The 13,043-nt window shown below is 66.2% G+C and carries 12 protein-coding genes; 11 read left to right on the top strand and 1 reads right to left on the bottom strand.

Annotated elements, in window-relative coordinates; translation table 11 throughout:
• The first annotated feature begins 84 nt into the window (after nt 1–84).
• The 9 genes from KWG56_RS02185 (at nt 85) to KWG56_RS02145 (ending at nt 9,069) form a co-directional block, all read left to right on the top strand.
• Nucleotides 85–702 (top strand): 50S ribosomal protein L25/general stress protein Ctc, encoded by a 618-nt coding sequence (locus KWG56_RS02185; protein ID WP_201097053.1) that lies wholly within the window; start codon nt 85–87, stop codon nt 700–702.
• 86 nt (nt 703–788) lie between these two features.
• A complete protein-coding gene (pth, locus tag KWG56_RS02180; RefSeq protein WP_219353563.1) occupies nt 789–1,397 on the top strand; it encodes an aminoacyl-tRNA hydrolase in 609 nt (202 codons plus the stop codon).
• 126 nt (nt 1,398–1,523) lie between these two features.
• Nucleotides 1,524–1,910 carry a hypothetical protein gene (locus KWG56_RS02175; protein ID WP_219353562.1) on the top strand — a complete coding sequence of 129 codons (387 nt, stop codon included), beginning with the start codon at nt 1,524–1,526 and terminating at the stop codon, nt 1,908–1,910.
• Nucleotides 1,911–1,991: 81 nt separating this feature from the next.
• The gene (locus tag KWG56_RS02170; protein ID WP_219353561.1) at nt 1,992–4,055 is read left to right on the top strand and encodes a TonB-dependent receptor family protein; all 2,064 of its coding nucleotides are present in this window, start codon (nt 1,992–1,994) and stop codon (nt 4,053–4,055) included.
• The gene (locus KWG56_RS02165) at nt 4,055–5,404 is read left to right on the top strand and encodes a PepSY-associated TM helix domain-containing protein (protein WP_219353560.1); all 1,350 of its coding nucleotides are present in this window, start codon (nt 4,055–4,057) and stop codon (nt 5,402–5,404) included. Before KWG56_RS02170 ends, KWG56_RS02165 begins: the two co-directional genes overlap by 1 nt.
• Before the next feature lie 14 nt (nt 5,405–5,418).
• Nucleotides 5,419–5,910, top strand: coding sequence for a copper chaperone PCu(A)C (locus tag KWG56_RS02160; RefSeq protein ID WP_219353559.1), 492 nt, complete (start codon nt 5,419–5,421; stop codon nt 5,908–5,910).
• 70 nt (nt 5,911–5,980) lie between these two features.
• Nucleotides 5,981–7,075: a redox-regulated ATPase YchF gene (ychF, locus tag KWG56_RS02155; RefSeq protein WP_201097045.1), complete on the top strand. Its 1,095-nt coding sequence runs from the start codon at nt 5,981–5,983 to the stop codon at nt 7,073–7,075.
• A gap of 285 nt (nt 7,076–7,360) precedes the next feature.
• Entirely contained in the window at nt 7,361–8,035 is a 675-nt protein-coding gene (locus tag KWG56_RS02150) for a hypothetical protein (RefSeq protein ID WP_201097044.1), read from the top strand.
• Nucleotides 8,036–8,037: 2 nt separating this feature from the next.
• The gene (locus KWG56_RS02145; RefSeq protein ID WP_219353558.1) at nt 8,038–9,069 is read left to right on the top strand and encodes an immunoglobulin domain-containing protein; all 1,032 of its coding nucleotides are present in this window, start codon (nt 8,038–8,040) and stop codon (nt 9,067–9,069) included.
• Here KWG56_RS02145 and KWG56_RS02140 read toward each other — a convergent pair.
• Nucleotides 9,002–9,613 carry a hypothetical protein gene (locus KWG56_RS02140; protein WP_219353557.1) on the bottom strand — a complete coding sequence of 204 codons (612 nt, stop codon included), beginning with the start codon at nt 9,611–9,613 and terminating at the stop codon, nt 9,002–9,004. The two genes, KWG56_RS02145 and KWG56_RS02140, sit on opposite strands and share 68 nt — an antisense overlap.
• Before the next feature lie 109 nt (nt 9,614–9,722).
• Between KWG56_RS02140 and KWG56_RS02135 the strand changes: the two genes are divergently transcribed.
• Nucleotides 9,723–11,930, top strand: a complete 2,208-nt coding sequence (locus KWG56_RS02135) for a TonB-dependent hemoglobin/transferrin/lactoferrin family receptor (RefSeq protein ID WP_219353556.1) — start codon at nt 9,723–9,725, stop codon at nt 11,928–11,930.
• A gap of 5 nt (nt 11,931–11,935) precedes the next feature.
• Nucleotides 11,936–12,949, top strand: coding sequence for a DUF6607 family protein (locus KWG56_RS02130; protein ID WP_244999605.1), 1,014 nt, complete (start codon nt 11,936–11,938; stop codon nt 12,947–12,949).
• The last annotated feature ends 94 nt before the right edge of the window (nt 12,950–13,043 follow it).

Below are 13,043 nucleotides of genomic sequence, written 5' to 3'. Positions count from 1 at the left end.
GCTCTTGAATTCGAGGGTTCATGACCCCCGCCGCGCGGGCCCTTTCGTCAGCGCGGCGTTTCCGTTGTTTGTTGAGGCAGCCAGATGGCCGAGATCATTCTGAACGTTGACGTTCGTCAAGGCACCGGCACCGGCGGCGCGCGCGCCGTTCGTCGTGCAGGCGCCGTGCCGGGCATCCTGTACGGCGGCGAGCAAGCCCCCGTCGCTATTTCGGTGAACGAGAAGGACTTCAAGAAGTCGCTCTACACCGGCAAGCTGCTGGGCCACCTGGTCACGCTGAAGTACGGCGAAGAGACCCAGCCGGTCATCGCCAAGGACATCCAGTTCGACCCCGTGTCGGACCGTCCCGTCCACTTCGACCTGATGCGCGTCGACGCCAAGGGCGAGATCAAGATCTCGGTTCCGGTTCACTTCAAGAACGCTGACGAAGCGCCGTTCTCGCGTCAGGGCGGTTCGCTTGAAGTCGTTCGCCACGAAGTCGAAATCGCCGTTCGCGCCGACAAGATCCCGGAAGAACTGGTTGTGGACCTGACCGCTTCGCAAATCGGCGACACCATCCGCATGTCGGACATCAAGCTGCCCAAGGGCGCTTCGGCTACGATCACCGACCGCGATTTCGTGATCGCCACGATCAAGGTCTCGTCGGCCGCCCAATCGGAAGCCGCTGATGAAGCAGCCGCCGCCGCTGAGGCTGAAGGCTAAGCCTTCGCGTCATCGACAGGATTTGGCCCCGCCCGGTTTGCCTGGCGGGGCTTTTCTTTGTCCGCTGCAACCGGCATGAGGACGCCATGATCATCATCGCGGGGCTCGGCAATCCGGGCGGAAGATACGAAAAGAACCGTCACAACATCGGCTTCATGGCCGCAGACGAGATCGCGCGCCGCTGGCGCTTCGGCCCCCAGCGCGCCAAGTTCCAGTCGATCATCTCCGAGGGCGAGGTCGACGGGACCAAGGTCCTGCTGATGAAGCCCCAGACCTATATGAACGAGAGCGGTCGCGCCGTCGGCGAGGCCGCGCGCTTCTACAAGATCAAGCCCAGCGAAATCATCATCTTCCATGACGAGATCGACCTGGCGCCGGGCCGTTTCCGCATGAAGACCGGCGGCGGGGCGGCGGGCCAGAACGGCATCCGTTCGCTGATCAGCCACCTGGGCGCCGACTTCCGTCGCGGGCGCATGGGCATCGGCCATCCGGGCGAAAAGGAACTGGTCATGCCGCACGTCCTGGGCGACTTCCACAAGGCGGAGCAGCCATGGCTGGACGCCCTGCTCCAGGCCTGCGCCGACGCCCTGCCCTTCGCCGTCGCCGGCGACGACGAACGCTATCAGGGCGAGGTCATGCGTCTGGCCCCCGCACCCAAGTTCAGTCCCCGCCAGGCGGCGCGCGGGGAGCTTTAACGCCCCCCGTCATCCTCGGGCCGAGCCCGAGGATGACGAAGAGGGTGCGACGTCAGGCGCGCGACATAAGAGAGCGCGGCAACTGTTCCACTGTCGCCCATTCGCAAAACCGCCTACACGCGGTCCGTGACCCGTTCCCAGGCTGACAATTGGTCGCTTGCCAAATCCCTCGCCTTCCTGGCGGCGGTGTTTGCGCTGGCGCTCGGCACGCTGTTGCCGTTTGCGGCCCTGGCGGCGGTCCAGCCCGGCCATGCCATCGTCATCTGTTCGGCCGAGGGGCCGCAGACGATCCAGAGCGGCGGCGTGGACGGCCCGGCCAGCAAGCACGTAGGGGCCAAATGCGCCGCCTGCGTCATGCCCCTGGCCTCGGCCCTGCCCTGCCCGCCGGTCCCTGAGCCTCCGCGGATCATCCGCAAGATCGAGACGATCCGCTACACGCCGGTAAGCGTCAGCCCGCCGCCTCCGGCGCGCGCCCCGCCGCGTCCGCCGTCAACCGCCCCGCCCATCGCCTGAAACCAGACCATCCCGCAGTCGGCCCGCAAGGCTTCGGCCTGACCGGCTGCGTCCGATTCTTCTGATTTCAGGACCCTATTCATGTCTCTCAACACTGCTGCGGCGCCGTGCGCCCTGCTGCTGGCCGCTGTCGCCAGCCCCGCCTTCGCCTATGCCGCCCCGGCGGAAACAGACCCTGTCGTTCTGGACAGCGTCATCGTCACCGGACGGCGCAACCCCGAAGACCCCGCCGTCGTCGCCGACGCCCGCGCCCTGCTCAGCCGCACCCCCGGCGCTGTCGCCGTCGTCTCATCCGAAAGCTATGAGAACCGCTTTGCTCAGGGCTTTTCCGACACCCTGCGCAACGTGCCGGGCGTTCTGGCCCAGAAGCGTTTCGGCGAGGAAAGCCGCCTGTCGATCCGAGGTTCGGGCATCGCCCAGAGCTTTCACCAGCGCGGCGTTCTGTTCGCGCAGGACGGCGTGCCCTTCGCCGATGCGGACGGTTTCTCCGACTTCCAGGGCATAGATGCGCTCAGCGCCCGTTACATCGAGGTCTATAAGGGCGCCAACACCCTGCGCTTCGGCGGCGCCCAGTTGGGCGGGGCGATCAACCTGGCCACCACGAACGGCCGCACCGCCGCCTTCGAAAACCTGTATCAGCTGGAGGGCGGTTCGTTCGGCGCCGTCCGGGGCCATGTCGAACTGTCGCGCCAATACGACGACTGGGACGGGTTCGTCGCCGTCACCGGCCTGAAAAGCGACGGCTATCGCCAGCAGAGCGACCAGAGCCAGGGCCGCCTGACCCTGAACCTGGGCCGGTCGTTCGGTCAGGACCGTGAAGTGCGGCTGATCTTCCAGGCCGCCGACATCCAGCAGTCGGTCCCCAGCGCCCTGTCCCTGAAGGACGCACTGGAAAACCCGCGCCTGACCTCGGCCAGCAGCATCACCAATGACAACGCCCGCGACCAGACGCTGAAGCGGGTCACGCTCCAGACCCGCTGGCGCTTCAACGAGTCCACCCTGTTCGAAGGCGCGATCTGGGGCTGGGAGAAGTCGCTGTATCACCCGATCTTCCAGGTCGTGGATCAGGAGAGCCAGACACGCGGCGCCTTTGGCCGCATCGACTGGAATGGTTCGGCATGGGGTCTCAAGGCCGACGCCTTCTATGGCTTCAGCTATCGCGACGGGGATCTGGACGCCCTGCGCTATGTCAATGTGCGCGGCTATCGCGGCGACCTGACCGCCAACGGCCGTCAGCAGGCCACGGCGCTGGACGTTTTCGCTGAGGGACGGCTGTGGGTGCAGGACCATCTGGCCGTGGTGGCGGGCGGTTCCTATGGAAGGGCGACGCGCGACTATCAGGACCGTTTGAACGGCGCCAATGACGCGGACCGCACCTATGACTGGTTCTCGCCGCGTCTGGGCCTGTTGTGGCAGGCGGATGATGGCGCGCAGGTCTACGCCAATGTCACCCGCTCGGTCGAACCGCCGACCTACGGGGCGCTGGTGCAGGCCCCGCTGACCGGCTTCACCCCCGTGAAGGTTCAGGACGCCTGGACCGGCGAAATCGGCGCACGCGGGCGGCGAGGTCCCCTAGCCTGGGACATCGCCGCCTATCGCAGCGCCATCAAGGGCGAGATGCTGAACTTCATCACCGGCCCTGACATCCCCGCCGCCACCTTCAACGCCGACCAGACCATTCATCAAGGAATAGAGGCGGGGTTGGACTGGCGCCTGCCGTTCGAACTGGCGGACGGCGGCCTGCTGCTGCGCCAGACCTACGCCTGGAGCGATTTCCGCTTCGACGGCGACGCGCGTTGGGGCGACAACCGCCTGCCGGTCGTGCCCGAGCACGCCTATCGGGCCGAACTGACGTGGCGGCATCCGTCGGGCGTCTTCCTGACCCCGTCCATCGAATGGCGCATCAGCGCACCTTACGTCGACTACGCCAACACACTGAAATCGCCTGACTACGCCGTCTTCGGGCTGAATGCGGGATGGGAGGTCGCCCGGGGCCTGACCATCTTCGCCGATGCGCGCAACCTGACCGACAAACGGTATGTGGGCGAGTTTTCGGCCATCACCGACGCCCGCCTCGCCTCCACCGCCGTCTTCTACCCCGGCGAGGGGCGCGCCCTCTTCGTCGGCCTGAGAATGGCTTACTGATGGTGACGCGGTCATCTCCCGCTCCGCTGTCCGGGGCCTATCGCGCGGTCTGGCGCTGGCACTTCTACGCGGGCGTGCTGGTCATGCCCTTCCTGATGCTGCTGGCCCTGACGGGGGCTCTGTACCTGTTCAAGGACGAGATCGATCAGGCCGTCTACCGCCCATTGATCCAGGTTGCGGATGGGCCCGGTCAGGCCCCGCCCGACGCCTGGCTGGCGGCGGCGGCAGGGGCGGGTGAAGGCCTTGCAGCCAATGTCCTGGTCCCCCTTCGCGGGGATCAGGCGGTTCGCGTCCGCGTCGATCGTCCCGACGGCTCGCAGAAAACCGTCTTCGTCGATCCCCATACGGCCCGGGTCACCGGCGTCACCGCCTATGGCGGCGTGATGGAGACGATCAAGGGCCTGCATTCCCTCAGCCTGTTCGGACGGGCCATGAACATCCTGGTCGAGATCGTCGCGGGCTGGACCATCATCCTGTTCGCCACGGGGATCTATCTATGGTGGCCGCGCGGGCGGGCGGTCGCGGTGCTCAAGCCCACGACCGTTGATGTGCAGCGCCTTCCGTTCTGGCGCGACCTGCACGCTCTGACCGGCTTCTATGTGGGCGGGGTGGTGTTGTTTCTGGCGGTGACGGGAATGCCCTGGTCCGCCGTCTGGGGCGACCGCTTCATGACTGTGGTGCGCGAGACAGGTCTGGGCCGCCCGCCTGCCCCCGCCGCCGCCAATCCGTGGAGCCACGCCAAACACAACGAGGCGCCCGTCGGCGTCAGCTGGACCCTGCAGAACGCAGTCCTGCAAGGCCATGCCGCCGATGACCCTAGTCTGGCGCGCGTCATGGCCACGGCCGAGGCGCAGAAACTGGCGCGTCCCTATGTCGTCAACATTCCCTCCACGTCCGATCTGGCCTGGACCGTGGCCCGCCAGACACGAAAGGCCGAGGACGCCCGCAGCCTGTATGTGGACGGCCAGACCGGCGCCGTCCTGGCCGACGTCCGCTGGAGCCAGTTCGGCCTCGGCGCCAAGGCCTTTGAATGGGGCATCGCCGTCCATCAGGGGATGCAGTACGGCCAGGTCAACCGCATCATCATGCTGGCGGGCTGCATCGGCGTCTGGGTGCTGGCGATCAGCGGTCTGGTCATGTGGTGGAAACGCCGTCCGCCCGGACTGAAGCCCGCACGACTGGGCGCGCCGACCGCTCCGCCCGGCGCCCGCGTCCGCACCGCGGTTCTGGGGATCGTCATTCCCCTTTCCATCCTCTATCCCCTGACGGGACTGAGCCTCCTGGCCGCCCTGCTGCTCGACTGGATCGTGCGCAGGCTGGCTGCTGCGGCCCGACCCGCGACTTTCTGAAAGGACCTTCCGACATGAAACGCATCGCAATCCTCAGCGCCCTGCCCGCCCTGCTGCTGATCAACGCCTGCAGCCAGGAGCCCGCCCGCTCGACCGCCGACGAGGCCAAGCCCGTCGCAGAGGTCACCGTCTCGAACGCCTGGTGCCGCCCGTCGCCGAACGGCGCGCAGGCGGGCGCCTGCTACGTCACCCTGATTTCGGAAGCGAATGACAAGTTGATGGGCGGCAAGACCCCGCGCGCCAGCGAACTTCAGGTCCACGAGATGAAGACCGAAAACGGCGTCATGAAGATGAACCAGATCATGACCGGCATGGATCTGAAACAGGGTCAGGCGGTCATGCTGGCGCCCGGCGGCGCCCACCTGATGCTGATCGGCCTGACGGCGCCTCTGGTCGCCGGCGAGACGGTTCCCCTGACGATGGAGTTCGCCGCCGCTCCCGCCGTGACGGTCGAGGCGACCGTGGGTCAGCGCCCCTCCATCAACGACGGACACGGCGCTCATTAAGCCGTATTGAAGCGCGAGCCTGACAAACCGGTTCGAACCGGGTAAAGGCTCGCGCCTCAAGAGGATACCCATGGCCCTTAAAGTCGCGATCGTCGGCCTGCCCAATGTCGGCAAGTCCACCCTGTTCAACGCCCTGACCAAGACGGCGGCGGCCCAGGCCGCCAACTATCCGTTCTGCACCATCGAGCCGAACACCGGCGACGTGGCCGTGCCGGAGGCGCGCCTGAACGCCCTGGCCGAGATTGCAGGGTCCAAGGAAATCATTCCCGCCCGCATCACCTTCGTCGATGTCGCCGGCCTGGTGCGCGGCGCCTCCAAGGGCGAGGGTCTGGGCAACCAGTTCCTGGCCAACATCCGCGACTGCGACGCCGTGGCCTTCGTGGCCCGCTGCTTCGTCGACGACGACATCACCCACGTCGAAAACCGCATCGACCCCATCGCTGATCTGGAGATCATCGAGACGGAGCTGATGCTGGCCGACATGGAAAGCCTGGAGCGCCGCCGCCCGCAGTTGGAGAAGCGCGCCAAGACCGGCGACAAGGACTCCGGCCTGACGCTGAAGCTGGTCGATCTGGCTCTGGCCCAACTGCACGCGGGCAAGCCCGCCCGCACCGCCGAGGTGTCCAAGGAGGACAAGAAGGCCTGGGACATGCTGCAGCTGCTGACGGCCCTGCCCGCCCTCTATGTCTCCAACGTCGAGGAAGGCAACGCCGACAAGGGCAATGAGCTGTCCGACAAGGTCGCCGCCCGCGCCGCCCAGGACAACGCCAACTCGGTCGTCATCTCCGCCCAGATCGAATCCGAGATCGCCGTCCTGGACGACGAGGAGCAGAAGGAGTTCCTGGAGACCCTCGGCCTCGAAGAGCCCGGCCTGAACCGCCTGATCCGCGAAGCCTACAAGCTGCTGGGGCTGCAGACCTATTTCACCGTGGGCCCGAAAGAAGCCCGCGCCTGGACCATCCCTGTCGGCGCCACCGGCCCCCAGGCCGCAGGCGTGATCCACACCGACTTCGAAAAGGGCTTCATCCGCGCCGAAACCATCGCCTACGAGGACTTCGTGGCCCTGCGCGGCGAAGCCAAGGCGCGTGAAGCCGGCAAGCTGCGCGCCGAGGGCAAGTCCTACGTCGTCAAGGACGGCGACGTGATGAACTTCCTGTTCAGCTGACCTTCTCAAGGCGTCGTCCGGGAAGGGACGACGCCTCAAGCTCCCACTTGACCCTGCACGCAATAGGCGACAAGCGTGCATCGTGCGATCTGCACGGGGGTGAAATCGGGCATGTCATCTTTGCGAATTCTGAGCGCTGCAATCGCGGTGCTCTTCGTCTTGCCGAACGCGGCGTCCGCCCAGACTCAGCGGCGTGAATCCACCCCCTTCATAATCCATGACGCGATTACAGCCGGTCCGGGGATCGGCGTCGAAGCGACTGCGCCTCGTGGGCAGGCCTTGATCGTGCAACATGCCACCTCGATCCGCGCGGCCCGGCTGGATGCGGACACCCCCTCCCTCGCCGGTTTCCGCAAGACCAAGACCTTTGCGGCAGGATCGTCGATGTTCGGCGTCTATTCGGCGACGGGCTGGGCCTATTGCGCCGTCGCTGAAACGACGGCGGCATGGTGGGCGGGCGATGAGTTCGTCTGCTACGAAGATGCCGACAATGACGGTCAATTCGAAACCGCCATGCACTCCGGCGCACCGTTCCTGGGCGTCCCGTTGTTTGTCTTCCAGTTGGGCCGCAAACAGCCGCTGCCCCAACCGGCCCCCTACACGATCCTAGCGCCAGAAGATGGCCCGGCGGTGGATTATGTCATCACAGCCGCGGTTCAGCGTCCCCGGACACGCGACGCCTCGCTGCCCGCTGTCACGGCCGTCACCCTGAAGGGCGGCTTTCGACAGGACATCAATTCCGTGCCGACCTCCATCGGCGGCTGGAGCCAGAGCGCGCAGTTCGAGCCTGGCAAAACCGCTCTCATCAATCTGATGGGCGCCGAGATCGAGATTCTCGACGTGAGTGAAGACAACACCATCCGCTTCCGGGTCCTCAAGCCCACGCCCGCCCAGGTGCAGCGCATCACCATGGGCGTCACGACCCGCACCACCGTCGTGCCGATTTTCATTCCAGGTTGATCATGTCGTTGATGTTTTTCACGGCCCTCGCCGCTGCGCTCAGCCTGCAGGCCGCCGCGCCGCCTTCCGCCCCTGCCGAGGTGCCTGAACCCGCCGAGCAAGACGCCGCCCAAGACGTCGCCCCGTCCGAAGTGCGCAGCATCGGCGCGCGCCTCTGGGCCGGTTTATCGGATGAAGCCAAGGCCCAGGTTGACGAAATCCTCAGCAAGCCCGCCCCGCAGGCGGTTCTGACCATTGAAGCGCCCGCGCCTGCCGACACTGACTTCCGCCTCCTGGATCATGGCGACGTCCTCAGCCGACAGGTCGCGCGGCCTGCCGCCTTTGCGACCATCGAAACGCCCGCCCGCAACATACGCAAATACGGACCGGCAGGCGCCGTTCTATGGGCCGGGATCAATGGCGACGGCGACTGGTGGTGCTGGCGCAATGGCGATCGCTATCCGAACTGGACGACGCCGTCAGACATCTACTGCTACCGCGACACCGACAACGATGGTCGTTTCGATGTCGCCAAAAGGAACGATACGCCAGAGGACAGCCTGGGTCTCAGCCGGTTTCAGTTCACCGATCTTGGCCGCGACGAACGCCTTACGGACACGATCTCCTATCGGCTTGGCGGACACGAGGATTTCGCGGAAAAGGTCGTGATCCGCTACGACGGTCCTGGAAGCGCGCGGATCGGCTCAGACGGCCAGTTGGTGGACGGTGTGGTCGAGTTCCAGTTGTTGACCGGCCCCGGCGTCATGCGCCCCGCTCCGACCGGCAATATTCTCGTCCAGCCCGCTCAGACCGAACCCAGCGACGGCTTGGACATCGTCGCGCCCTTGATGGTCCAACTGGATAAGGAAGGTCGCGGTCGCTACTCGGACGCGCGCGGGATCATTATCGAAGTCGACCGTGTCGGCATTGACGGAAAGGCCCGCGCGAAACTGGTTTCCGCCCTTCCCGCCGGTCGCACCCTGTTGCTCACTCCCCCGACGCGGGAGGAGTTCCTGACCCTGATGATGGCGATGCAGTTGCGGGGGCCCCGCTAGGCTCTGTCGGCGAGGCGGACGGCGGCGTTTCGGTGTCGCCACCGCCCTTGAGCATCTTCTCCAGCGGATTTCCCGGATCGGGCGCGCGCGGCGAACCGGGACAACGGACCAGCTTCACCGTCGCCATGTCCTGCTCCACATAGGTCAGGTTCATCACATCACCGGTCGCGGCCATATGCACCCGTTCGGTGCGCGGCTGGCCGTTCGCGATGCACGACAGGCTGGCGGCATAGCCGCTTCCGGTCTCGCGGATCGAAGCGATCTCACAGCTGTGTTCATGCCCGTCGAACCGCAGCGGCGTGATGGTGTAGGGGCTGTTGGCCCCCTGCGGCTGGTCGCACCAGCGCAGATTGGCGGCCCAGATTCCCACGAAACTTCTCGGCCCGCGTGACGCCAGCGACGATGGTCCCTTGGGCTGCACCTGCTGCATCGCCTCAGGCGTCCGCAGCGGCTCGGCCGGTTCCGTCGGCGGATTGACGTCGCCATTGCTGCAGGCCGTCAAAAAAGCGGCGGCGGCAAGTAGCGGGAAAATTGCAGTTTTCATCCTGGCTGAACGCCAAGGCCCAGCTTGGGTTCAAACCCATGCGCTAAGTGCGGTTGATTCTGATAATCGTTCGCACTAACAACCGCGCAAATCACCCATCGGGGCCATAATGCGTAACCTCCTCCTCCTCACCACCGCCGCAACCGCCTTCAGCGCCGTCCTGGCCGCCCAGCCCGCCTTTGCCGACGACACGACCCAGGTCGCCGCGACCGACGTCGATCCCATCATTGTCCTGGGCACCCGTTCGGCGCGCCTGGCGTCCCAGACCCCCGGCACCGTCAGCGTCATCACCAGCGACCAGATCGAGGCCAATCTGGCCACGGACATCAAGGACCTGATCCGGTTCGAGCCAGGCGTCAGCGTTCCCACCTCGCCTTCCCGCTTCAGCCTGGCCCTGTCGGGCGCCGGCCGTGACGGCAACTCCGGCTTCACCATTCGCGGCATGGGCGGCGACCGTGTGCTGATCATCAACGACGGCGTGCGTCTGCCCAGCGGCTTCAGCTTCGGCGCCCAGGCGGTCGGGCGCGGCGGCTATAACGATCTGGACCTGATCAAGTCGGTCGAAATCCTGCGTGGCCCGGCGTCGGCCCTGTACGGCTCGGACGGCATCGCCGGAGCCGTGGCCTTCACCTCCAAGGACCCGTCCGACTTCTTGTCCAGCGGTCAAAACTTCGGCGCACGCGCCCGTGTGGCCTATGGGTCCGCGGATGAGGGCTGGACCGAGGGCGTCGCCTTCGCTGGGCGCACCGGCTCGGTCTCGGGCCTGCTGGCCTACACGCGCCGCGATTACCAGGAGACCGAAAACAAGGCCAATGTCGGCGGCGTCGGCGCGACGCGCACCGAGCCCAATCCTCAGGACTTCTCGTCGAACGCCATCCTGGGCAAGGTGGTCTGGGACGTAGCGCCGGGCCACACCCTGCGCCTGGCCTATGATCACCTCGATTCCGAAATGGACGGCGACGCGCTGAGCAGCCGCTCAGCCACGGTTCTGGCCGTCACCGCACACGACGAGACCCAGCGCGACCGCGTCAGCGGCGAATGGCGCTTCTCGGACTTCGCTGGCTTCGCTGACGGTTCGATCAGCGCCTACTGGCAGGACTCGACCACTCGCCAGTACACCTTTGAAGACCGCATCCCCGCCGTGGACCGCAGCCGCGACGTCACCTTCGACAACACCGTCTATGGCGTCGCCGCCCAGGCGGCCCGCGTCTTTGGCGCCGGCAGCGCGATGCAGCACCGCGTCACCCTCGGCGCCGACTGGTCCAAAACCACTCAGGAAGGCGTGCGCGACGGCGTGACCCCGCCCGTGGGCGAAAGCTTCCCCACCCGCGCCTTCCCCAAGACCGACTACCAACTGGCGGGCGTCTTTGTTCAGGACGAAATCGAAATGCTGGGCGGCGCGCTAAGCATCATCCCCGCCGTCCGCTATGACTGGTACGACCTGTCGCCGGAAGTCGACGCCCTGTTCCCCGCAGCGGCGACGGGCCAGAGCGATGACCACATCTCGCCCAAGCTGGGCGTCGTCTATTGGGCAGGCAAGCATCTGGGCGTCTTCGCCAACTACGGCCTGGGCTTCCGCGCCCCGTCGCCGATGCAGGTGAACAACTTCTTCGAAAACCCGGTCTTCGGCTATGAGTCGATCCCCAACCCGAACCTGAAGCCGGAAACCAGCGAAAGCTTCGAGGCCGGCTTCCGGCTGCGCGACATCGACTTCGCGGGCGGGCAGCTTCGCCTGAACACGACCGCCTTCGCCACCCATTATGACAACTTCATCGACCAGGTCGTCGTCAGCGGCACGGGCGTCCCCGGCGTCGATCCGCTGATCTATCAGTACGTCAACCTGACCGAGGTCGACATCAAGGGTCTGGAAGCCCGCGCCGACATCTATTGGGACAACGGCTTCAGCCTGATCGGCTCGGCCGCCTATGCCGAGGGTGAACAGACCACCGACGGCCGTCGCACCGACCTGGGCAGCGTCGATCCGCTCAAGATCGTGGCGGGCCTGAACTATGCTGCTCCGTCAGGCGTCTGGGGCGGTTCGGCCACGGTCACCTGGTCGGGCAAGAAGGACGCGGGAACCTACAACCTGTCGTGCGGAACGGCCTGCTATCTGGGTGAGAGCTTCACCCTTCTGGACGTCACCGCCTACTGGAACCTGACCGAGCGCGCCACGCTGCGGGCCGGCGCCTTCAACGTCTTTGACCAGACCTATGGCTGGTGGAGCGATGTGCGCGGTCTGGGCGCGGCCTCGACCGTCAAGGACGCCTACACCCAGCCGGGCCGCAACTTCGGCCTGTCCCTGACCCTGCGTCTGTGATCCTCATGGCCGCCAACACACCCAAGAAGGTCCGCCCCATGCGCGCCATCCTGATCGCCGCCGCCCTGCTGACCACGACGGCGCCCGCCGCCCTGGCCCAGCAGGCTGCGGTCCCCGCCGTCGCAACCGCCGCCCCCGCGCCCGCCAACGCCTTCGAACGGGATCGCCAGTCGATCCTGGCTCAGGCGGGCCAGTACCGCGTCCACTTCGACATGCGCGAAAATGTCAGCTTCAACGCCGACTATGATCCGCTGGAGGAGAAGCTGTCGGGCGGCAGCGAGATCGTGCGCGTGGTGTACGACCACGGCGACCGCATCAGCCTGCAGCACATCCTGGTCATGGAGCATGAAGGCCAGTCCATCGTCGTCAAACACTGGCGCCAGGACTGGGTCTATCAGCCCCAGACCGTGCTGACCTACGCCGGGCCGAACCAGTGGACTCTGACGCCCGTTCCGGCTGACCAGCGCACCGGCGCATGGTCCCAGACCGTGTGGCAGACGGACGATTCACCCCGTTACGGCGGCGTGGGTCACTGGACCTATGACAACGGCCTATCGGTCTGGACCTCGAATGCGACGTGGCGGCCTCTGGCCCGCCGCGACGCAGTGCGTAATCCGATCTATGACCGCTATCTGGGCACGAACCGCCACGCCCTGACGCCCGCAGGCTGGGTCCACATCCAGGACAATGTGAAGATGTCGGGCCGGAACGGCGGCGAACCCGTCGCCATCGTGCAGGAAGACGTCATCAACACCTATGACCGGTCGACCAACTTCTCGACCAAGGCAGGCGACGACTACTGGGCCAAGACGCAAGGCTTCTGGGCCGCGATCCGCGATGCCTGGGACGCCGCCATCGCCGCCGGCAACGGCGTCCATGTGGCCGAGGTCGGCGACACCGGGTCGGTCACCGGCATCCCGCTGATGACCCTGGCGGACAAGGTGTCGAGTGGCGAACTGACCGAGGCCGCCGCCATCGCCCAGGGCCGTACTATCATCGCCCAGGCCACGGCTCGATAGGCTCCGGCTTTCGGTTGCCCGACCTATCGCCTCGTCATTCCGGGGCTGAGCGGAGCGAAGAACCCGGAACCCAGGGCCACGGTCGCGCCGCTGA

Origin of the sequence: Brevundimonas nasdae (genome assembly GCF_019395145.1) — a bacterium.
Lineage (GTDB): Bacteria > Pseudomonadota > Alphaproteobacteria > Caulobacterales > Caulobacteraceae > Brevundimonas > Brevundimonas nasdae.
This window is presented reverse-complemented; position numbering and strand designations above follow the sequence as displayed.